Source organism: Helicobacter sp. 13S00401-1 (assembly GCF_002272925.1).
GTDB lineage: Bacteria > Campylobacterota > Campylobacteria > Campylobacterales > Helicobacteraceae > Helicobacter_I.
The window spans coordinates 78,698-102,610 of record NZ_MLAR01000004.1 but is presented as its reverse complement, the minus strand read 5'-3'; the positions used below and the strand labels follow the sequence as shown (position 1 = coordinate 102,610).

The 23,913-nt window shown below is 35.9% G+C and carries 13 protein-coding genes and 1 other RNA gene; 6 read left to right on the top strand and 8 right to left on the bottom strand.

Translation table 11 applies throughout. The annotated features are described in order from the left end of the window. Positions 1-5: 5 nt before the first annotated feature. The 5 genes from rpsF to BKH43_RS03570 form a co-directional block, all read right to left on the bottom strand. Positions 6-443 carry a 30S ribosomal protein S6 gene (gene rpsF, locus BKH43_RS03590; protein ID WP_095228653.1) on the bottom strand — a complete coding sequence of 146 codons (438 nt, stop codon included), beginning with the start codon at positions 441-443 and terminating at the stop codon, positions 6-8. Positions 444-502: 59 nt separating this feature from the next. Next, the gene (gene holA / locus BKH43_RS03585; protein WP_095228651.1) at positions 503-1,483 is read right to left on the bottom strand and encodes a DNA polymerase III subunit delta; all 981 of its coding nucleotides are present in this window, start codon (positions 1,481-1,483) and stop codon (positions 503-505) included. 32 nt (positions 1,484-1,515) lie between these two features. Continuing rightward, positions 1,516-1,613, bottom strand: an RNA gene (gene ffs, locus BKH43_RS03580) — signal recognition particle sRNA small type. A gap of 118 nt (positions 1,614-1,731) precedes the next feature. Further along, positions 1,732-2,169, bottom strand: a complete 438-nt coding sequence (locus BKH43_RS03575; protein WP_095228649.1) for a hypothetical protein — start codon at positions 2,167-2,169, stop codon at positions 1,732-1,734. A gap of 78 nt (positions 2,170-2,247) precedes the next feature. Beyond that, positions 2,248-4,977, bottom strand: coding sequence for a phosphoenolpyruvate carboxylase (locus BKH43_RS03570; protein WP_095228647.1), 2,730 nt, complete (start codon positions 4,975-4,977; stop codon positions 2,248-2,250). Between the two features lie 69 nt (positions 4,978-5,046). On the opposite strand from BKH43_RS03570, the gene ilvC reads away from it, so the two are divergent. From ilvC to BKH43_RS03550, 4 genes are all read left to right on the top strand, one after another. Continuing rightward, positions 5,047-6,066 carry a ketol-acid reductoisomerase gene (gene ilvC / locus BKH43_RS03565; RefSeq protein WP_095228645.1) on the top strand — a complete coding sequence of 340 codons (1,020 nt, stop codon included), beginning with the start codon at positions 5,047-5,049 and terminating at the stop codon, positions 6,064-6,066. A 1,085-nt stretch (positions 6,067-7,151) separates the two neighbouring features. Next, complete coding sequence (locus tag BKH43_RS03560; RefSeq protein ID WP_095228643.1) at positions 7,152-8,780, top strand: hypothetical protein; 1,629 nt, start codon at positions 7,152-7,154, stop codon at positions 8,778-8,780. A 189-nt stretch (positions 8,781-8,969) separates the two neighbouring features. After that, positions 8,970-11,543 carry a hypothetical protein gene (locus BKH43_RS03555; RefSeq protein ID WP_095228641.1) on the top strand — a complete coding sequence of 858 codons (2,574 nt, stop codon included), beginning with the start codon at positions 8,970-8,972 and terminating at the stop codon, positions 11,541-11,543. Between the two features lie 76 nt (positions 11,544-11,619). After that, a complete protein-coding gene (locus BKH43_RS03550) occupies positions 11,620-13,338 on the top strand; it encodes a hypothetical protein (RefSeq protein WP_095228639.1) in 1,719 nt (572 codons plus the stop codon). 439 nt (positions 13,339-13,777) lie between these two features. On the opposite strand, the gene BKH43_RS03545 is transcribed toward BKH43_RS03550, so the two are convergent. Then, positions 13,778-14,482, bottom strand: coding sequence for a uroporphyrinogen-III synthase (locus BKH43_RS03545; protein WP_095228637.1), 705 nt, complete (start codon positions 14,480-14,482; stop codon positions 13,778-13,780). 123 nt (positions 14,483-14,605) lie between these two features. Between BKH43_RS03545 and BKH43_RS03540 the strand changes: the two genes are divergently transcribed. Then, entirely contained in the window at positions 14,606-15,691 is a 1,086-nt protein-coding gene (locus tag BKH43_RS03540; protein ID WP_095228635.1) for an Mrp/NBP35 family ATP-binding protein, read from the top strand. A 535-nt stretch (positions 15,692-16,226) separates the two neighbouring features. Then, positions 16,227-17,657, top strand: a complete 1,431-nt coding sequence (gene clcA / locus BKH43_RS03535; RefSeq protein ID WP_095228633.1) for a H(+)/Cl(-) exchange transporter ClcA — start codon at positions 16,227-16,229, stop codon at positions 17,655-17,657. Between the two features lie 760 nt (positions 17,658-18,417). Here clcA and BKH43_RS03530 read toward each other — a convergent pair. Together BKH43_RS03530 and BKH43_RS03525 are read right to left on the bottom strand one after the other, a co-directional pair. Further along, positions 18,418-20,946 (bottom strand): molybdopterin guanine dinucleotide-containing S/N-oxide reductase, encoded by a 2,529-nt coding sequence (locus tag BKH43_RS03530; RefSeq protein WP_095228631.1) that lies wholly within the window; start codon positions 20,944-20,946, stop codon positions 18,418-18,420. Positions 20,947-21,282: 336 nt separating this feature from the next. After that, a complete protein-coding gene (locus tag BKH43_RS03525; RefSeq protein ID WP_095228629.1) occupies positions 21,283-23,742 on the bottom strand; it encodes a molybdopterin guanine dinucleotide-containing S/N-oxide reductase in 2,460 nt (819 codons plus the stop codon). Between the last annotated feature and the right edge of the window lie 171 nt (positions 23,743-23,913).

Sequence of the window (23,913 nt, the reverse complement as noted above, 5' to 3'; positions counted from 1 at the left end):
AAGATTTATTCTTGTGGTTGGCTTTGTGCTGGGCTTTCTTCGCTTTTTGGTTCAGATAGCTTAACTTCTTCTTCACCAACTACTCTATCACTTCTTTTTTTAGTATCTTTTTTATTAGCCTTATCTACTAATGAAGCCCAAGCTTTTTGCTCTTTTTTAGATTCATACTTAATGACTATAAATCTTAAAATATCTTCATTAACCCTATAAAGTCTTTCTAGCTCTGCTATTAAAGATGGTTTAGCTTTAAAGTAGATAACATAGTAGTAACCACGTACGTTTTTTTCTATCTCATAAGCTAGAGTTCTAACACCCATATCAAGAGTTGTTTCTATAACTCCGCCATTTTTTGTGATGACTTCTTTAAAAAAGTCTATCTTTGCCTTAAGTTCTTCTTCTACTAAAGTAGGTTTTACTATAAACATAGTCTCGTAGTGACGCATTTTGCTCCTTCTGGATTTTAACTTCTGCTTTTACTTAAGCCTAAGTCAAGGATGTAAGCTCACATTCTATCTATGCAAAACTTAATATTTGATAAATTAATAAGCTTAGAGTTTGCTATCCCCTTCATTGCATTTATACGCCAAAGGTTTAAAGTATCTAAGATATTAACATACTGCACATCTTTTAACTTTAAAGCCCTCCTACTTAAACTTTCAGCAATCTTTGGTGGTGGAGTGTAACCTAAGGCTTCTTTATACTCTAATCTTCCAAAAGATTTAGAGTAAGCATAGAGTTTAAAAAGTATGTAAAAGTGTCTTTGAACTTCTCTTAATAAATCCATCTCTTCAACACCTTCTTCTTCTAGTTTCTCTAAGATTAAAGCTATATTTTCCCCATCAAAAAGAGCATCTATCAAGGCGTCTATATTAAGGGATGCTATGCCATAGCTTAGCTTTTCTACTAGCTCTTTTGAGATTTTTTTATAAACGGTAAATTTTTCTAGTTCATTTAAAGCTATACCTACATCGCTATTTTGCACCTCTAGCAAAAACTCCAAAGCATTAGGATGTACTTCAAGCCCTAGTTTTTTTGCCCTCTCTTTTAAAAGATATAAGCCTTCATTAAAAGTTGGTGTAAAAAAGCGAACTTCTAAGCAGTTAGGATGAAGCTTAAAACTATTAGCCATGCTTTTGCATCGCTTAGAATACTCAGTAGGTGAGATGCTAGGGTTTTTATAAAACTCAACTATCAAAAAAGAGTTCTCATCCATGCTAGATAAGGCTGGTTTTAAGACCTTATCTGATAGTGTATTGTAAGTTTTTATTAAGACTATATTTTTCCCACCAAAAAGTGAGGCACTAGAAAGTAGACCTAAGGCGTCATTATCCTTATCTTCAAAATAGATTCTATTTACTTCCCCACCTATCTTTGAGGCTATTAACTCTGCGTAGTAGCTTAGGTAGAACTCACTCTCACCGTATAAAAATATAGCTTTTGGAATCTTTGTTTGGAGGTATTTATCTAAATCTTGCTTATACATGATTTGTCTTGTTAGTAAGTAGTAAAAAGCCCCCTTAATCAGAGACCAATGGCACACCAAGTATATAAATGCTCTGCTGTATTCCTACCCTGAAGCGTTGTTTATACACCCAATTGCAGTGGGCTAATTAAGAAGGTTGGAAGAATTATAACCAAAATATTTTGCTTTTGTAAAACATGTCTAATAAAGCCTTTCTTCTTACAAAAAACAAAAATCCTTCTATAATAAACTTTGAAAATCTTAAAAAGCTACTCTAAGATTCCTTCTATCTCACTAGGCACTACTACAAAAGCCCTAGCTTCAAGCAAATCTTTATCAAACTTTAACATGGCATTTAAAAATATATCTGCTTCTTTTACATCTTGAAAGATAGTAGTAGTTTTAGCACTATTTAAAACTTCATATATACTTTTATACTCTCCTACTCTTACTATCTTGCTTTCACTAAGGCCTATATTTGCCATGCTAGTAGATCGTTTAACTATGATTTCATAAAGATATAAAGGTTTAAGCTCATCTTTTTCATCACCACTTGAAGTTAGTTTTTCTACAAAACTACCTTGGGTTGGGGCTACTATATTAGTGTTATAGTAGCTATTAGCAGCCTTTATTAGATCTTTTAAACTTACAACTGAAAACACCATGGGAAGGTCTACAAAGAAGCCTATTGTCTCGGATTTTTGCATGTGTGTCGCCTTTTTTTAAATCTAGACGTAACTTTATCATACATTATGCTGCATAAAAACACTTATGTATATTTAAAGTTAACCAGTATTTCTCACGCCTTGGGCTATGCCAACTATGGTGCTATGGATTTGTTCTATAAGGCTAGTTTTTAGGCTTTCATACTTAGCAGACTTATAGCGTTTTATAAGTTCTATCTGAAGCAAGTTAAGTGCTCTTAGATTAGGCATCCTCATTAGTATAGTCTCACGAAGATCAGCTTGCTTTTCTAGTAACTCAGACTCATTTCTAACACATAAAAGCCACTCTTTAGTCTTAGTGTACTCTTCACTTATCTTGTTCCAAATGACAGTTTTTGCACCTATATCACTTACAAAGTCATTATAAAGCTTAGCTATATCCATATCTACTTTTAAAAAGCCTTGAGCGATATTATCAATGGTGGTTTTAAAAAAGATAGAGTTTTCATAGCACTCTTGTAATAATGCTTTATCATTTAGTCCATTTAAAGCTGTACCTAGTCCATACCACGCAGGGATGATGCAGCGATTTTGCGTCCAGGCAAACACCCAAGGGATGGCACGCAAGTCTTCTATGCTTTTAGAGTTTTTGCGCTTTGAAGGGCGTGATCCAAGATTAAGCTTTTGTATAAACTCTATAGGTGTTGCACTATTAAAGTACTCTACAAAACCATCAGTATCATAAACTAGATTCCTATAAGCTAGATAAGACATGCGAGAAAGCTCTTCAAGCCTTACCATATAAGGATCAACGCTACAGTAAGACTTCATACTACTTATAGAATCTCTTTCATGCTCGCTTTTACAGTAGTTATCTATAACTACTTTTTTTAGCAAGGTTGAAAGAGTAGATTCAAAGTTGTTATAGGCTATGTTTTCATTTAGATACTTTGAGCTTATAACCTCTCCTTGTTCAGTAGTCTTTAAAGTAGTTCCTACACTGCCAGTTGGAAAAGCCATTAATGCACTTTCTAACTGCCCGCCTCCCCTACTTATGCTCCCACCTTTACCATGGAAGAGTAAGAATCTAACTCCAAGCCTACTTTCAAGCTTCATTAGATCATAAATAGCTTTATTTAAAGAAAAGTTTGAAGTAAAGATTCCGCCATCTTTACTTGAATCTGAGTAGCCTATCATTATCTCTTGTTGCATATCACAGTCTTTTAGATACTGACCATAATGGTGGTTTTGAGAAAGTACTTCTAAGATATCTTGTGCCCTCTCTAAGTCATCTATAGTTTCAAAAAGAGGAGTTATATGAATCTTAGCCTTACCTTTTTTTATAGTCACATCGCCATCTTCACTATGCCTTACTTTACCTCTCTCCCAAAGCCCACTTGCATAAGCTAGCCAAAGCACAGCTAGCATGTCACTAGGCTCTTTAGTCATGGAGATGATGACTGATTTAAGTACATTCTTCCCTATAGTTTGTTTAGCCCAGCTTATCCTTAAGAAGGCATTCAAAACGCGTCTTGTAGGCTGACTTACTTCCCATAAAATCATATTTAAATTAACCGGAGGCTTTCTTAAAGCTATGTTTAGAACTTCTTGACGCTTAGCTTCATTTAAGTTTAAAAAGTCACTATCTGCAAAGCCTTGCATACAAAAGACCTCACTTACTGCTTCCATATATAAGTCTCTATGCTCTCTAAAGTCTAACTCCAGTAAGTGGAATCCTCCAAGTAAGACTAGATTCCTAAAGCTTTTAAGTCTCATATTAGCCAAGTCATCAAGAGAGTTTATAAGCAAGTCTATATCCTCTAGTAGTTCTTTAGGAGTTTCATAAGTAAAGTCTATAGTGTTAGGGACATTAACTTTTAAGAGGTGATTTCTAAGCTTTAATTTTATAAGACTAAGCTTAGCGCGAAAAGGCTCTCTATCAAAAAGCTTTAAAGAATCTGTATCAAGATAGCCTCTTTCTTTTTGCAAAGACTTTAAAAGCTCCTTACTAGGCTTACAAAAGTCAACTGATATAGAAAGCTCGCGTATAAGTTTGTTTATCTCTTTTATATAGATGTTGATTATTAGCTCATGTTGGGTTTTCATAACTTTAGTAAAAAGCTCATTAGTCACAGTTGGATTCCCATCCCTATCTCCACCTATCCAACTTCCTAGTTTTATAGGCGAAGAGCTAAGCTGCCCTTCAAGTATGTTAGAGACTTCATTTAAAGCCTTCAAAGCTGAAGGTAAGATACTACTTTCTACTATATATAAGAGGTTATCAAGTTCAAAAAGCACTTCAAGTTTTTCACTTCTTACAAGGTGGGTTTTCCAAAGTAGGTGCAGTCTATATTTAATATTTCTATAGCTTTTTTCTAAAAGTTCTTTTGCCTTAGGGCTATCTAAAAGCTTATACTCTTCTATATTTGCTAGCTCTTTACTTATCTCTTGGTGGGCTTCTAGAAAAGTTCTCCTTCTAGATTCTGTAGGGTGGGCTGTAAAAACTGGATAAAACTTAATCTTTTCTAGCAACTTATCACAGTGACTTTTTTGGAATCCATCTTTTTCTAACCCCGCATAAACTTCTTTAAAAGATGATATACAGTCTTCTTTTGAAAACTTGAGTTCTTCATAGGTATTTAAAAGTATATTTTGCAAAGAAAAAGCTTTGATGATAGCTAGCATATCATCGCCATTACTTATACTTGCTATAGTATCTTGTAACTCTAAGGAATCATTTTTATGCAAGCTTAAAGCCTTGCTAAAAGCTTCAAACTGCGCCCTAAGCTTGGTGTTTGACATCTCTATAGCATCTAGCAATAATGCATTTAAATCATTATATTTTTGCATTGTTTACCTCTAATTTTCACATGAAACTTCATTATAATATAACATTCCATTCGAAAAAAGGATTCTTTTATGCAAATATATTATGATAAAGACTGTAACTTAGACATCATCAAAGGTAAAAAAGTTGCCATCATAGGTTTTGGCTCACAAGGGCACGCTCACGCTGAAAACTTAAGAGATAGTGGCGTAGATGTAGTAGTTGGGCTTCACGCTGGTGCAAAAAGTGCTAAAAAAGCAAGCGATAAAGGCTTTAAAGTACTAAGCGTTGCTGAAGCTAGCAAGTACGCAGACATAGTTATGATGCTTATACCTGATGAGCTTCAAGCTGAAGTTTTTGAAAAAGACATACTTCCTAATCTAAGTGAAGGTAACTTTATAGCCTTTGCACACGGCTTTAATGTACATTATGGTCAGATTAAAGCTCCTAAAGGTGTAGGCGTCATAATGATAGCTCCAAAAGCTCCAGGCCACACTGTTAGAAATGAGTTTGTAAACGGAAGCGGTATACCAGACCTTATAGCAGTGCATCAAGATGTAAGTGCAGGAAACGCCAAAGCTGTAGCACTAAGCTATGCTTCAGCAATAGGCGGTGGAAGAAGTGGGATCATAGAAACTACTTTCAAAGATGAAACTGAAACTGACCTTTTTGGTGAGCAAGCTGTGCTTTGTGGTGGGCTTACTAGTCTAGTAAAAGCAGGATTTGAAACTTTAGTAGAAGCTGGTTACCCTGAAGAGATGGCTTACTTTGAGTGCTTACATGAACTAAAACTTATAGTAGATCTAATCTATCAAGGCGGCCTAGCTGATATGAGATACTCTATATCTAATACTGCAGAGTATGGCGATATGGTAAGTGGACCAAGAGTTATAAACTCTCAAAGTAAAAAAGCTATGAAAGATATCTTAAAAGATATACAAGATGGCAAGTTTGCCAAAGACTTCATCTTAGAGAAAAAAGCAAACTACGCCAGGATGAATGCAGAACGCAATATGCTTGAAAACCACCCTATAGAAAAAGTAGGTAAAAAACTAAGAGCGTCCATGCCTCACATCTCTAAAGGTAAACTTATAGATAAAGATAAAAACTAGTTCTTTTAGTTATTTGCATTTTGATTATCTATCTTTAAACTTGCTTTAAGCAAGCTTAAAGATACAGCCTTTTCTTCTCCCTGCTAGCTGTTATGTGTTCTTAATAGCAACTAGTAAGGATAAACACACCTTAATAAATATCGCTAAATTATAAATATTTATATACTTGCAAATCCATCTATTAATTTAGTTGCCTTGCATCTTCTTTGATATATCTACCTTTGAGACATAAGAAAACTTTTAACTAACACAAACCTTCTTTCAAAGCCCTTTATTTTGTAGACATAGAATCTACTTTTAAAAAAGCATTTTAGTAATCTAAGCAAGTAATATGGAATCTAGATTCTATAAAGCTATGACGAAATAAGTAATGAACTATGAACTTTAAATCCTAAAACTACTTACCCCACCCTTTAAAGATTAAAAAAACATCATCTAAAGACTAGTAAAAAGAAGTTTTATAACTTTGGCAAGGATCTTTTTTAGCATGCATCTATCTACGTACAATGAAGTTTTTCAATAATCATAATTTTTTAAGGCCTGTGGCATTCTCGCCCGTTTCGTGGTGCAAAAATCGTGAGAAAAGGAAGCTAGACAGTGCGACCGCACGATTTTTCAAGGAAGCTTCGCTTTGCTAGAAATGGAATTGAGCCAAGGCCCTCCCCCTGATTGCCGAAAAAAAATTTTTTCGGGGCTAGGAGGAGTGAGAAGGGGGTAAACCCCTTTTTTATTAAAAAGACACATAAATAATAAATAATGCGAAAAAGAAAGTGTTGGAATAAAGATCTAGCCAATAGTGTAGAAAGATCAGAATTGCCTCTATAAAACATCCTTTCTTAAAAGTCAAGATCATCTTTTCTTATCCCCTTATTTAAGCATTAAAAAGTGTTATCAGTTTTGTATAGATTCTAAGAAAAAGAGATAAAAGTAAATAATTATTTCATTTTTAGTCGAATTTAATAAATTTTCTCTTCAAAAATTTTCACTTTAAGTTTCCTTTAATACAAAAAAAAAAAAAACAACTAGAATTTTCCCATTCACTAGTAATTAGTGTGTTAAGTCAAAGAAAGTAAAAGGATACAGACATGAAGAAGGTTACTAAACAAGCTTATAAAAAAGCTAGCAAAATCATCCTAGCTACCACATTAATAGCTAGTTTTAGTTCTATGGCAGTAGCTGCAGAAGGGCATAAAAGATTAAGACATAGTGAAATAAGATCAGAAGCTAATAATGACATAAGTGGAGTTAAGTTTTTATTAGGAGCTGGAGTAGGTACAGGACTAAGTGCACAAACTACAAATGGTGGCTTTACTTTAAGTGCGCCTAATGCAGGAGTAGACGCTAAGTTAAAACTAGGTACTGGAATCTTTACTACAGGAAAAGCTAGCACTTTGGGTTTGCAAGCAACTATAGGAGTAGGAGCTAACTCTCTAGGCGCAAGTTCAAGTTTTAACCCGCAATACTTTATAAACTTAGATTTTATACAAGCCTTTAAAGTTGGAGCTACTGGCTATGTAAAACTAGGTTATATACTAGGAGCTGGACTTGCTATAAGAACTCATGATAATGTTAATAGTGGTAGTGGCAACTTTAGTAATAGTGGAAATGGCGGTACTTTAAGTGGAGCTACTAGTGTAGCTGGAGCTACAGCACAAGTAAATAGTCTAGCAAATCTACTCTCTAAAACAAATACTGATTATAACAACGCACTAGGAGCACAAACTACAGCTACTAGCAGCTTTACCACAGCAAACACTGCCTTTACCCTAGCTAATCAAACTAATCAAACTCAAACAGCAAGTGTGCAAGCAGTGCAAAATACAGTTAGCAACTATCAATCTCAACTAGCTACTTTAAATCAAAATATCAACACTGCAAAAGCAGCTATTAATAATGATAATGCAACTATAGCTCAACAAAAAGGGATTCTTAGTAGTCTTGGAGCAGCACCTACTGTCTCAATTTCTAATAATCAGATCCGCATAGCAACTCAACAAAATAGTGATGCTTGGCAAGCACTTGGAAATGCTTGTACTGCTAACTGCTCTACTAACCCTTCTGGACCACACTTCGAAGCTGCTACTAAAGCAGCAATCGCTGCACAACAAAATCTAGAGAATATAAAACAACAAGCAGCTCAACAATTGGCTGCATATAATAAATGGGATAGCGCACAAAAGGCTGCAAATGACGCTATAGCTAAGGCCCAGCAAGATATCGCTTCTAATAACTCTCAAATACAGTCTTTAACTACTCAAGCTACAAACTTACAAAATGGCCAGTTAGCCACAGCCCAAACTCAACTTCAAATAGCACAAGGGCAACTTCAAGCAGCGCAACAAAGCTTTAATGAAGCTAAAGGCAACAAAGAAGCAGCTCAAAAAGCACTTGATGATGCTAAAACTAAGGTAGCAACCACTAAAACTAACTTAGACAAACTAAGCAAAGAGCTACAAGATGCAAAAGATGCACTATCTGCCATAGCTGCAGGTGCTGCTAACAAGTCTAGTGCACAAGCAGCAGCTGAAGAAGCCGCAAGAAGAGCTAACTCTGCAGCCACTATCCTCCCTACTGCCAAGGTTGGATTAGTAGCCTTCTTTGGAAAACACCAAGCAGTGTCTTTAGAGTATCAGTACTACTTTAGAAACACAGTTCAAGGCATGGCAAGTAGTGATATCAGCCTTAACTATACCTACTATTTTGGAGGGAAGTAAGAGATTACAAAAACTATAAGTATGAAAACTAAGCAAAGTTTGATTTTAACTAGACATAGATTCTAAGTGGGTTAGATCCCACTAAGGGATCTACTGCCTTTTTATAAATCTAAAAAAGTCTAAGTTGGAATCTAAAAATATAGATTCCAACCCTATAAAAATTAAAAAGATAAACAAAAAGGGTTAGGGATGCAAGATATGAAAAAAGATATAAAAAATATACATAAGTTAGAAAACACAAACGAAGAAGCTAAAGTTAAAACCACAAAAGCATACAAAGCTAAACATATACTCTTAGCTACTAGCTTAGTTATAAGTCTAAGCACTATAGCTCTAGCTAGTGAAAGCTCTATAAGTAAAAGTAATAATGCTTTTAGTAATAGTGCAAGCAATAATAAAAATAGTGATATTTTTAACTCTAGATTTGCACTTAATGATAAAGATAACTCTATAGGAAGTTCTAAGTCTATAGGAACTTTAGCGATGCTTGGAGATAGTTCTAGTAGTAAATCTAGTAGCGGTAATAAAGAAGATTCTAGTAGTGAAGAAAGTTCTAGTAACTCTAGTAAGTATGATATTAATGGTCTTAGGTTTAATTTAGGGCTAGGAGTAGGAAGTGGGCTAGGAAGTAACTTAAAAGATTTTTATAAAAGTGATAAAAGATTAAATGCAAGATTAAGCTTAGGGACTACATTTTTTAAAACTTTAAGTAGTGGAAGCACTATAGGTTTAAAAGCTAGTATAGGAGCTGGGGCTAATAATGTCTTAAGTACTTCTAATTATGCTCCACAGTATTTTATAAACTTAGATTTTATGCAAGTGTTTAATGTAACTAGTAGTGGTTACTTTAAGCTAGGTTATATAGTAGGAATAGGAGCTGCTATAAGGTCTAACTCTGCTTATAATAGTGGAAGTGGTGATAGTAATACTGTGGTTGGGGGAGCTATGCTCTGTGCTAATACACTTGGTGCAGGAGCCAGCCAAAGATGTTCAGGTGGGGGAGGTTATACTCCGCCATCACCTACTTATAATTATAATTCAAATACCAATACTACTGCTTTTTATCAAGCCATTGATTTAGCTAATTACAATACAAACCTTGGCATGCAAGCTGCAAACACAAGCGGGCTCAATAACGCTTATTCCTACTATAATAGTGCACTATCTGCCTTAAATAATGCCAATAAATTCGTGTCAAATCCTTATTCATATTCAGCCTATAGCCAAGCCGTTAGTAGTTTATCTAACTTTGCAAACAAGCTGCTTCCATTATTTAGTAATTCTAATAATAATTACTTAGGTCAAATTAATAGTTTAAATAACAGTGTCTCAAGCCTAACCTCAAGCAACAACTCTTTACTTAATCAAGTTAGTAGTTTAACTAGTAATAACAACTCTTTAAACACTAAGATAAGCACCCTAACACAACAAAATAAAACCTTACAGCAACAACTAAGTGACGCAAATACTGCTAAGGCCCTAACAGATTCACAGCTTCAAGCTAAGGTAGCTGAGCTAGCATCTATAAACTCTCAACTCACATCCTTGCAGTCTCAAAAAGCAGATATAGATAAACAGCTTCAAGATTCTATAACTAATAGTCACAAGCTTCAAGGAGAACTAGATACTACTACTGCTAGTCTAACTCAAACTCAAAGCAATCTAACAGCAAAGATAGCGGAGCTTAATACTACTAAAGATAGCCTTGCAGCTAATATCGCTAAGCTTAATAAAACTAAGTCAGATTTAGATGCAACAACAGCTTCTTTAAGTGCCCTTCAAGCTTCTTCAAAAGAGCAAATAGATAAGCTAACAACTAACAACAAAACTATAAATGATGAGCTAAGTAAGTCTCAAGCCCTAGCTACTTCTCAAAGTGCTACTATAGAACAGCTTAACAAACAAGCTAGCAAGCTTCAAACTGAAGTGCAAAATGCTAAAGATGCTTTAAGCCTTGCTAACGAACAAAACTCAGCTAAAGTAAAAGAGCTCCAACTTCAATATTCTGAAGCCCAAAGCTCTCTAGAAAGCTTGCAAAACCAACTAACCAAAAATAATGACTTAATAAAAACAGCCCTTGGTAATATAGGAGATACAGCAGATAGCATAAGCTCTAGTGCTACTGCTTTAAAAGATAGCAACAAAGATATAGTTAATCAACTAGCAGATGCCATCATAGCTAGCACTCAAAAACAAGCTGCTGCTTTAAAAACTCTAACTGATAACAACTCTAAACTAGTAGATGAAGTATCAAGTCTTAATAAAACTAAAGATGACTTAAGTAAGACTATCACTAGCTTAAATGGAGATAAAGATAATCTAAGCTCACAAATCTCTACACTTCAAGGTTTAAATAAAGACTTAGAATCACAAATCAGCGATGCTAAAACAAAGATATCAGAACTTCAAAAAAGTAGAGAGCAAACTGAAGATAGTGCGCGCGAACTAAGCACTAACTTAAATACCCAAATAGCCACTTTACAAAAAGCCCAAGATGAACTAACCAAGATAAAACTAGCTAAAGCTAAAAAAGAACAAGAAGAAAGAGCCATAGCTGCTGCTAAGGCTGCAAGAGAACAAGAAAATAAAGAAAATGCTATGCCTACCATACTACCTACTGCAAAGGTTGGGATTATAGCTTTTATAGGAAGTAAGCAAAGTGTGTCTTTAGAGTATCAGTACTACTTTAATACTAGCAAGGTTAACTCTATACCTACTAGTGATATCAGCCTTAACTATACCTACTATTTTGGAGGCAACTAGGGAGATGAATGAAATTTAACAAATACATGAATGAAACAAAAAGTTAAAAACAAAAATAAAAAGAAAAGGATTTAAAATGAACCAAGTTAGCAAACAAACTTATAAAAAAGTTACAAAAATAATGTTAGCTACTACATTAATAGCTAGTTTTAGTAGTGTAGCACTAGCTGCTACCAATCATAAAAGAAGTCATCATAACACACGCGCTATAGCTAGCAAGAATGCTAATAGTAATGATATAAATGGAGTTAAATTTTTACTAGGAGCAGGAGTAGGAACTGGACTAAGTGCTAATGCTAGTTCTAATAGCTTTACTATACTAGCTCCTAATGCAGGGCTTGATGCAAGACTAAAACTAGGGACTGGAATCTTTACCACTACTAGGTCTAGTACTCTAGGACTTCAAGCAACCTTAGGGGTAGGTGCTAACTCTATAGGAGCAGTTTCAAACCTTAACCCTCAGTACTCAGTAAACCTAGACTTTATACAAGCCTTTAAGGTAGGGGCTACTGGCTATGTAAAACTAGGTTATATCATAGGTGGTGGACTTACTATAAAAACGCGTGATAGTGGAAGTAATGGCAGCGGAAACTTTGCTAATGGAAATGGAGATGTACTAGGTGGTGCAACCCAAGCCAAGAGAGTGCAAAGTCTAGAATCTTCACTAGCTTCTGCAAACAACACTAAAGGAGTAGCACAAGTTGGTTTTGATACTGCTAATAATGCCCTCACAAGAATTGTCAATAATCTAACTTCTGCGCAAAGCGATCAAAATGCAGCTGCTAGTAACCTTAGTACTACATCCACACAATATAACAGTGCAAAAGCTACTCTTGATAATGCGCAGTCTCAATACAACGCTGCATTGCAAAAATACAATGAAGCTATAAGTAACACCAGTGGCTTAAATGCAAAAGTTCCAGATTTACAACAACAGCTTATAAGTGCACAAACTTCAGTAACTCAAGCTAAAGCTTATCTTGATACCACAAGCCAAAAATTCCAAAAAGTATATGCTGCATATAACACTGCCATGAATAATGCAAGAACCGCACAAGCTGCAACACAACAACCTGGTGCTTGTGCCCCACACTATGTTATGGGTATGACCGTAAATGGATGTGATGGTACTAATGTAGCTGGCAGGAATAATATAGCAGCTCAAGCTGCACTACCAGCAATTCAGAATGCCTATAGAGAGGCATCAAGTGCACTTGATGGAGCACAAAACACTTACAATAATGCAGTCGCTAATCGTCAAAAAATACAAAATGAGTTAACAGCAGCTGCAACTGGAATAGATCCTAGTGTAACTTCTAGTCTTACTGAAGCAACTAGCAAACTTACACAGGCACAAAGTGCCTTTGTTCCAATAAGTACTAATCATACTTTGGCTGAACTTAAAAAGCAAAATGCTGATAATAGCGTTGCAGCTCTAAGTGCTCAAAAAACTGAAGCTCAAAAGAAAGTAGATGATGCAAAAGCAGCACTTGATCAAGCTAATGCTAACTATGAAAACTTAAATAGTGAATATCAAAAAGCTCAAGAAGCACTATCTGCAGCCATAGCTGCTGCTTCACAAAAAAGCAAGGAAGAGCAAGCTGCAGAAGATGCCGCAAAAAAGGCAAATAGCTCGCCTATCATCCTTCCTACTGCAAAAGCTGGGTTAATAGCCTTTTTTGGAAAGCATCAAGCAGTATCTTTAGAGTATCAGTACTACTTTAGAAACACTAATCAAGGCTTAGCAAGTAGTGATATCACGCTTAACTATGTTTACTATTTTGGAGGTAACTAGAGATCACATACTTTAAGGCAGTATATACAAGACTTATGCTAAAAAGTCATGGTAAGCTTTACTTTAAACTATCTTTTTGTAGTTTTAACTTGTGATGCTTAAGGTTTTAACTTAGCATTAAAACATAATATTTGGGTTGGGTGGGTGGGACAAAAGTTTTAAGAGAACAAAAAGTAGCCATTTGTATGTTAAGGCTTGCTTTTAGCTCTTAAAACTCTTTGCCTTTTTTAAGATCGCCGGGCTAGTGTCTTTTAAGTCTTTATTAGTGACAAAGATTTAAGACTGCTAGCCCTTTTGTATATTAATGTATTTTTTAACCTTCAGGCTTTCTTATAGAATCTATTTTTATATATTTTGACTAGTTTAGAGCCCTTGCATGGGTACTTTAGGAAACTTTGTTTTACTAAAAGGCTAGTTTAAGGCTAGGTTGTATTAGTGGTTATGCTGAAGTTAAAATCTTAGATTCCATCTTTTTGGCTAGAAGTAAGCACTCTTTTAGGCCATCTTCACAAAAGATGTTTTTACTAGTTTTAAGACTAGTTTTTATAGCTTCAAAGGTAGTTTTTCCTATAGCTAGGGCATAAAAGTCTTTCCTCCAACCAAAGGCTTGATAAAAACTTTCAAAATGGCTTGGTGCGCTGAATATAAATATACTTTCTTCTCTAAAAAGGCTAAGTAAGCTTTTAACTACAGCACTCCTTGCTCTAAGGCCTGGCACATAAAAAAAAGGCTTTTTAAAAGTCTCATAAACTACTACTTCTTTTGTTATAGAATCTAAAAAAACTTCCCTAGCACTAAAGGCACTTTTTTTAGCCTTAAGATAAAGTAAGCAACTACCTTTAAGCCTATCTTCTAGCTTGTTTGCTAAGTCTTTTATACCGCCACTACCTACAAAGGCTACTTTTAAACCAGCTTTTTCACAAAGCCTAGCAGTGCTTTTACCTACACTTAAAACTTCTAAGTGCTTAAGGCTATCTAGATTGTTAGTTTTTTGTATCCAAGAAAGTGCGTACTTTGAGCTAAGCACTAAAAACTCACACCCCTTAACATCTTTAAGGCTAGCGTTTAGATACCTTATACCAAGTAGAGAAAAAGTATAAACTCCCTCCTCTTTTAGCCCTTCATGTCTTAGAATATAGATCATAAATCCCTTCTTATTTTCATTTTTATGCTAAGTTAGTGATGCTTTTTTGTATTTTTATTGACAAAATACCTTAAAATTAAACAATTTTTAAAAAACAACTTAGTTTGTTATAAAAGGACTTAAATGATAACTCAAGATCAAGTACTTGCCGTACTAAAAACTATTATATATCCGGGATTTCAAAAAGATATAGTAAGTTTTGGCTTTGTAAAAGATGTAACCTTACAAGGCTCTAGCCTTGCTTTAAGAGTAGAGATCCCCTCTTCAAATCCTGCTGTAGCAAAAGAACTAGAAGATAAGATAAAAGCAGGGCTTGATACCCTGGGCATAGAAAATATAAACATAGATATAAAGATGCCTTCTTTAAAGCAAGAAACAAAAGCGCCAATGAGTGCTAAAAATATAGCCCCAACTATAAAACACTTTGTAATGGTAAGTAGTGGAAAAGGAGGAGTAGGTAAAAGCACAACTAGCACAAATCTAGCTATCTCTTTAGCTAAAAGTGGACTAAAAGTTGGCCTTCTTGATGCTGATATTTATGGACCTAACATCCCTAGGATGATGGGTATACAAGACAAACAGCCTGGAGTTAGTGAAGATGGGAAAAACTTACTTCCTTTGCAAGCTCTTGGAATCTCAGTTATGAGTATAGGGCTTTTATATGAAAGTGCTGAAAGTCTTATATGGCGTGGACCTATGGTTATGAGGGCGATTGAACAGATGTTAAAAGATGTAATCTGGGGTGAGTTAGATGTCTTAGTTATAGATATGCCTCCAGGAACTGGAGATGCCCAACTTACTTTAGCTCAAAGTGTGCCAGTTAGTGCTGGGATTAATGTAAGCACTCCTCAAGCTGTAGCTATAGATGATGGAAGAAGGGCCCTAGATATGTTTAAAAAGTTAAATATCCCTATCTTTGGTGTAGTTGAAAACATGAGTGGCTTTGTCTGCCCTGACACAAATGTAGTCTATGATATCTTTGGAAGTGGGGGCTGTGATAAGCTAGCAAGCGACTTTAATACTGAAGTAGTAGCTAAAATCCCACTTCAACCAAGCATAGTAACTAGCAGTGATGATGGTAAGCCTATAAGCTACTTTCAACCAGACTCACTAGCTTCTAAAATCTATATGAGCTTAGCAGATAAGCTAATAAACTTCTTGAAAGATGTCACTCCAAGTAATGCTAGCATACAGCCTACTAACAGCTAAGTAAGAGCTTTAAGCTTATAAAAAGTAAAGACTAGATTTCATTTTAGAATCTAGGCCTTACTTTAAAGCGCCCTGATGCTTTACAAATTTTAAGATTTTCCTTCCTTAAAAGCTTTTAATTTCACTTCATATAAAAGTTTTGACTTTAGCAAACTAGCTCTTTTTAAAGCTATGATACAATCGCTTTCCTAATCGCTAAAAGCCTAAGATTAAGGCAAGTAAAAGCGCTAAAGCCAAGAGTTTTAAAAGGTATAAAAACTTTTAAAGCCTTTCTTAGATGTAAGCTTAAAAGATAGTGATTTAGCATTTTAAACTTAAAGACTTAAAAGCACTTTTTATCAAAAAAGAAAAAGTATCATCTGCTTTAAGCCTAGTTTAAAAACTTGCTAGTAACATAGCACGCATAACGCCTTAACTTATTAACTGCATTATTTAACTTGACTTGAGTTTGCTACTAAGAGTTAAAGAAGTCCTGCCTTTGTAGAATCTAGATTCTATAACTAAAAAGCCCTACTCTTAATCCTTTAGCGAGACTATGACTCAAGCTACTTGGAGTACTAAGCTTATGAAATCTCGCCCACACGAAAACAGCATATCTGACCTTCGCAAAAAGGTATTAATGCGCCGCATGCTACAACGCGGTAAAACACCTATTATAACCATACTTATGGCTGCAGTTGTTGGAGTACTAACTGGACTAGTATCAGTTGCTTTTAACAAGCTTTTACACTTAGTACAAGTTTTTCGTATAGATTCTGTTAGTCACTTTGAAAAAGATAGTGTGGGCATATGGATCATGGCTTTTATAGTCTCTGCCATACTAGCTATGATAGGCTACTTTTTAGTTAGACGCTTTGCGCAAGAAGCTGGAGGGTCTGGGATACCAGAGATAGAAGGGGCACTAGCAGAGCTGCGCCCTGTTAGATGGTGGAGAGTTTTACCTGTTAAGTTCATAGGAGGGCTTGGGACTTTAGGCTCAGGTATGGTTTTAGGAAAAGAGGGCCCAACTGTACAAATAGGTGGAAATCTAGGCCGCATGGTATCAAAGATCTTTAAAGCAAAAGGTAGTGAAGACCGTCACACTTTGCTAGCCACTGGTGCTGCTGCTGGTCTTTCAGCTGCTTTTGATGCACCCCTAGCTGGCATACTTTTTATCATAGAAGAGATGCGCCCTCAGTTTCACTATAACTTCATATCTATAAGGGCTGTTTTTGCAGGCGTTATAACTTCTAGCGTAGTTTTTAGATTCTTTAATGGTGAAGCACCTATCATAGAAGTAGGTAGGCTTTCAAATGCTCCTGTTTATACTCTCTGGCTTTATCTTATCCTTGGCATAATCTTTGGTCTTATAGGCCCTCTATTTAACACTATAGTACTAAAGGCTCAAGATCTATTTTTTAAGATTCATAAGGGTAATATCACTAAGTGGGTTATCTTTGGTGGGCTCATAGGTGGGCTTTGTGGAGTGCTAACTTTAGCCTTGCCTGCAGCAGTAGGTGGTGGCTTTGAGATAGTACCTTTAGCCATAGCTGGAAAGTATGGAATCTTGTTTTTACTACTAATCTTTGTCATTAGAGTATTTACCACTGTGCTATGTTTTTCTTCTGGTGCACCAGGAGGGATCTTTGCTCCTATGCTAGCTTTAGGCACAGTCTTTGGCACTGCTTATGGCTTGATAGCTGCTCACTTACTTCCAGGCTATCACTTAGATGCTGGGGTGTTTGCTATAGCAGGTATGGGTGCTTTGATGGCAGCTTCTGTGCGCGCACCTTTAACTGGTATAGTGCTAGTTTTAGAGATGACTGCTAACTATCAGTTAATCCTTCCTATGATCATAACTTGTCTTGGTGCAACCATAGTAGCTCAGTTCATAGGTGGTAAACCACTTTACTCTGCCATACTTGCAAAAACTGTAGCTAAGCAAGATGCAGAAGCTGCTAAAAGGATAAATGCTCACATAGCCTAAAATCTTACTAAAAACTTAGATTCTATAAATCTAAGTTTTTATGCTTCCAGCCCTGCTTTTATGTATCTACCCTCACATACTTGCTTTACACTTTATATATCTGGCTTTATAGACTTAGAGCTTTTAAAAATATTAAGAGATCATATTTAATGAGCAGCTATCTATAGGCAATGAAGTTTTCAATAATTGCAATTTTTTAAGGCCTGTGGCATTCTCGCCCGTTTCGTGCTGACAAAAATCACGAAAAAAGTGAGCAGTAGTGCGAACGCGTGATTTTTGCTAGAAATGGATATGAGCCAAGGCCCTCCCCTTGACTCACGCTGAAAAACACTTTTTTTGAGGGCTTGCGGGGAGTGAGGAGGGGGTAAACCCCTTTTTTTTGTTAAAATAAAACATATAAGTTAGAAAAAATAGAAAGAGAAAGTGTCAGAATAGATATTTGGTCAATAATGTTTGGCTCACGATAAAAAAGGCTCTCTCAAAAGAAAGCCCTAGTTGCTTATAGTCAACTAAACCAGCTTCAAGGAAGCTTACGTTTTGGTTAGAAAAAAACACACAAACAATAAATAATACGAAAAAGAAACTGTTGGAATAAAGAGCTGGTTAATGGTGTAAAGAGAATGGAATTGCCTATATAAAATGATGCACTCATAAAAATATTTGAAAAGTTAAAAAATAAGACTAAGGTAGGTAGTAATGCTATATAAAGGCCGCTTTAAAAAGCGGCTTTTATATAGTTAAGGCTAGTAGTTTTAAAAAGTTAGATTCTAAAGTCTCTCATATTCTTTGGTTCTTCAAAAATATCCACTTTTTCTACTTTGCCTTTGTACTTTTCTATATTAACTAAGGCAGTATTTGGACAGTTTCCATTAGCTAGTTTTGAAGTTGAGATATCAAGTGTTAAAACATTAGCACAGCCATTTTTGCATAGACCTTTAGAATCTGGGTTATACCACGCACCTTCGCTTAGTTTTAAAACACCTTTTCTAACGTGTTTACCAACTACAGCACCAGCTAGTACTTCACCTCTTGCATTAAATACCCTTACGATATCACCATTTTTAATGCCTTTAGCTTTAGCATCTTCTTCATGTATCCATATAGGCTCTCTATCACTTACTGCATACTTATCACGTAAGCTTGTATTAGCTAGCTGAGAGTGAAGTCTAAGCTCTGGGTGTGGGCTAAGTAGGTGGAACTCTGCAGGTTTGTTTTTCATACCTAACCACTCAACTGGCTCAAACCAAGATGGATAACCACGGCAGTCATCATAGTTCATCTTAGCTACAACTTCAGAGTAAATCTCTATCTTACCGCTAGGAGTTCCTAAAGAGTTTAAGATAGGATCATCTCTAAAATCAGAGTATCTTACATAAGTTTTATCTTCTTCAGGTACTTCAAAAGTTATAGGCATATTTTTATCCCAGAATGTTTTAAAGTCTGGCATGCTTATGCCTTGAGGCTTTCCAGATTTAAGTGCTGTGTTATAAAACTGTTCTATCCACTCTCTTGGAGTTTTACCTTCAGTGTATTCTTTATAGAATCCTGCTTTTTCTGCAAGGTCGCTAAATATCTCATAGTCATCTTTAGCTTCATACTGTCTTTTTACAAGAGCTTTCATAGGGACTATATTTAAGTTAGAGTAATCCCCACTCATAGAGATATCATCTCTCTCATAACTAGTAGTAGTTGGCATAACTATATCAGCATGTCTTGTGCTAGCTGTCCAAAAAGCATCATGAACTATAATGTGGCTAGGTTTTTGCCAAACTTTTAGATAGTTGTTGATGTTTTGGTGGTGGCCTATGGTGTTTCCACCTACCCAGTAGATTAGATCTATATCAGGATATTTCACTTTGCCGCCATTTGCATCTATAACTTTGCCAGGGTTTGCTAAACAGTCTGCTATCTTTGAAACTGGGATGTTAACACTAGAAGCTTTTTGTAACCACGCAGCACCTCCACTTGTAGCTTTTCCTACATTCATACCGCCTATAACTGCAGCTTTTGCTGTTGGATTCCCACCATTTGCATAGTGATAGCTAAAGCCAAATCCTCCACCTGGAAGGCCGATTTGCCCTATCATAGAAGCTAGAGTTACTAGCATCCAGTGAGGTTGCTCTCCATGTTGAGCCCTTTGCATACCCCAACCTGCCATTATCATAGTTCTATTTTCAAACATAGTTTTGGCTAGATCTTTCATAGTTGCTTCATCTACACCACAAATCGAACTTGCCCATTTAGTATCTTTTACAACGCCATCAGTTTTACCTAACATATAGTCTAAAAACTTATCAAAACCAGTAGTGTAGTTATCAAGAAACTTTTTATCATACTTGCCTGTAGTGTACATAGTATGCATGATACCAAGCATCATGGCAACATCGGTGTTAGGTATTGGCGCTATCCACTGTGAGTTTTTTCTATCCATCAAAAACTGTACTGTGTCACTTTTTATAGGGTCTATTAAGATTATCTTTTTATCAGATTTTTTAAGGTTATTAAAAAACTCTAAGCCACTTCCTTCAGTAACTGAGTAAGCTATCCTTAAAGTTACCATAGGGTTAGCGCCCCAGATAACTATAACTTTAGAGTTTTCCATAACTACTGGGAAGACAGTTTGTTGATTATAAACTTCTAAGGTTCCTACAACGTGAGGAAGCATAACTTGCGCAGCACCAGTTGAATAATCAGCCGTGATTCCAGTAAAGCCTCCACCCATACTCATATATCTTTGAAGTAAGACTACACAGTTGTGCATGTTACCACTACTTTTCCAGCCATAGCTTCCTGCAAATATAGCCTGTGGTCCTTTTTTCTCTCTAGTTTCTTTTACTGCATTAGCTATAAGTTCTATAGCTTTTTTATAAGATACCCTAACCCACTCATCTTTACCTCTAAGCTCAGGCTTACTGTTGTGAGGGTCTTTAAGATAAGACTTTCTAACCATAGGATGTTTGATTCTAGACTTAGCGTAAACTTGATCAGCAACTACTGTTTGAAGAGGATTTTTTATCTTTTCTTTGGATGTATTTAACCCATTTGAAGAAACTATCTTACCGTGCTTAATAGTAGCTTTTAAGATACCCCAGTGCGCTCCAGTTACAACTTCACCATTTTCAACTAGACTAGTTACATACTTCATCTCAGAGGCTTTGCTCATCACTTTGCCCATCTTATCTGCATGTTCACTCATACTGGCTTCATTAGCACTTAGTAATTTAGGTGCTAGAGGCACTAGTGCAAACAAAGCACTAGCTTTTAAAACACTTCTTCTTGAGATACTCATAGTTCGTACTCCCTTTTTTCAGTTGATCGAAAATATTTAATGCATGTGCGGAATTTTAACACTTGTGATAATTTAAATTGTTAAGTTGCTATAAAAAAACATAAATTTGTATTTTTTATGAAATAAGGTTAAATATATTTAACTACATAAGAGTGAGGTTACATAAAAATGTTTTCTTTTTTTTTATGAGAGAAAAAGTCTAAAAAGAAGATAAAACTAAAGTTATAGAATCTAAAAATCTAGCCTAGTTTTTATGGATAAAAAACTAAACTAGATTCTAAAACTAAGGCTTTTTTAGGCCTTAAGCTATTTGCATCTTAAAGCCTAAACTTTTAATCAAACCTTCATCTTTTTAGGCTCTTCATAAACCACTATAGGCTCTAACTTGCCACGATATTTTTCTATATTAACTAGTGCAGTATGCGCTATATTACCTGAAGCAAGCTTTGAAGTTGGCATATCTATAGTTAGTACATTAGGCGTGCCATTATTATCTAAAGAGCCTATCTTTCCAGGATGAACTGGATCATACCAACCACCCTCTTCAAGACGCACTACATGCCTTGCTATATCTTTAGTTACATAAGCCCCTACTAATGTCTCTCCTCTAGCGTTAAAGACACGGACTATATCTCCATTTTCTATACCTTTTTCTTTAGCATCTTCAGTGTTTATCCATATAGGTTCGCGCCCTTTTATAGCATAAGTTTCTCTAAGTTTAGTCTGAGCTAGCTGAGAGTGAAGCCTATCTCTTGGATGAGGGCTTATCATGTGGAACTCTGCAGGTTTATCTTTCATACCTAGCCACTCAATTGGCTCCATCCATGTTGGATGAGGAGGACAGTCATCATACTTAAAGCTAGCTATATTTTCAGAATAGATTTCTATCCTACCACTAGGAGTGCCTAGTGGATTTAAGATAGGATCTTCTCTAAACTCTGCATATCTTACATAGTGATCGCCTAATTCTGAATGCTGGAACTCAAAAGGCTTATTTTTCTCCCAAAACTCTTTAAATGATGGCAAGTCTATATGCTGAGGCTTAGCTTGTTTTAAAGCAGCTTCATAGACTGCTTCTACCCAGTCTATATCGCGTTTTCCACCCCAAGTGTACTCTTTATAGATTCCAAACCTTTTAGCAAGGTCGCTAAATGTAGTATAGTCATCCTTACTTTCAAACTGCGGGGCTACACAAGCCTTCATAGGCCCTATGTACATATTAGATAAAAGACCTATCATAGATATATCATTACGCTCATAAGTAGTAGTAGTTGGCATGACTATATCTGCTTGCCTAGCTGTTGAAGTCCAAAAAGCATCATGAATAACTATAGTGTGAGGTTTTCTCCAGCCCTTTAAGTTGTTGTTTATATCTTGTTGGTGCACTATAGGATTCCCACCACACCAATAAATCATATCTATATCTGGATAAGTTATCTTTCTACCATTAAAGTCTATAGTTTTACCAGGATGCAAAAGTGCATCTGTTATGCGTGCAGCAGGGATAGACATAGTAGCTGACTTTCCTCCTGTGTTCATACCGCCTATAACCACTGCATTTCTTCTAGGTACGCCTGAGTTATGTGTGTGATAACAAAGACCAAAGCCTCCACCAGGAAGGCCAATTTGCCCTATCATAGAAGCTAGTGTTACTAGTGCCCAGTGAGGTTGCTCACCATGATGCGCTCTCTGCATACCCCAACCTGACATTAACATAGTCCTGTTTTCAAACATAACTTTGGCTAGATCCTTTATAGTAGCTTCATCAATCCCACAAATCGCACTTGCCCACTTAGCATCTTTAACCTTACCATCACTTTTGCCTAAAAGATAAGGTAAGAACTTATCAAAGCCTTCTGTATAAGTGCTAATAAAGTTTTTATCATACTTGCCTGTAGTGTACATAGTATGCATGATTCCAAGCATCATAGCAACATCAGTATTAGGCACTGGTGCTAGCCACTGCGCATCTAGTAGCTGGGCAGTTTCATTATGCACTGGGTCTATTACTATTATCTTTTTGCCTTTACCTTTTAGCTGTGCTAGGTAGTCTGCTCCCATATCATCGCCTATGGCGTGAGAGTTTCTAAGTGTTATTAGCGAGTTTGATCCCCAGATGATTACAACTTTGGTGTGATCTAGTACTACAGGCCATACAGTTTGTTGATCATAAACTTCAAGATTCCCAACTACACGTGGCATGATCACTTGAGAAGCTGCAGTTGAGTAGTCACCTATGATGCCTGTAAAGCCTCCAGCCATTGCCATGAAACGATGTAAGACTATCTGGGCATTATGTATATTTCCTGCCGATCTCCAACCATAGCTTCCTGCAAAAATTCCAGTAGGACCTTTTTCTTTATAAGTACGACGCATAGCAGCTTCTATCAAGTCTAGGGCTTGTTCGTAACTTACTCTTACCCATTCATCATTACCGCGAAGTTCAGGCTTTGGCGAGAGTGGATTTTCAAGATAAGACTTTCTAACCATAGGGTACTTTACACGAGACTTAGCATAGACTAAATCGCCTATATGGTCTTGCAAAGGATTAGGCATAGTTCTTTTTATGCCAGCTTCACTTTTTATTATCTTGCCATCTTTTACAGTTACTTTTATAGGTCCCCAGTGGGCACCAGTCATAACTTCACCATTTTTTACTAGACTAGTTAGATACTTCATATGTTCTCCATTATCTATTATTTTCTTGCTTTGAGTTGCACTCAACATCTTAGGCGCTAGAGGCGCTAAAGCAAAAAGAGCACTTAGTTTTAAAATGTTTCTTCTTGATATGCTCATAAGTTCTCCTTTTTATATATATGTGAAATATCTATAACTCTAGCAACTAAGGAATTTTTTAAAGATAAATTGACAAAATAATTTATATTTATTTGCAAGCTAGTATCAAAAGGTAATGATTTATGTGTAAAATGAGTAGTTATTACTCATATATCATCTAGAAAACGTAGA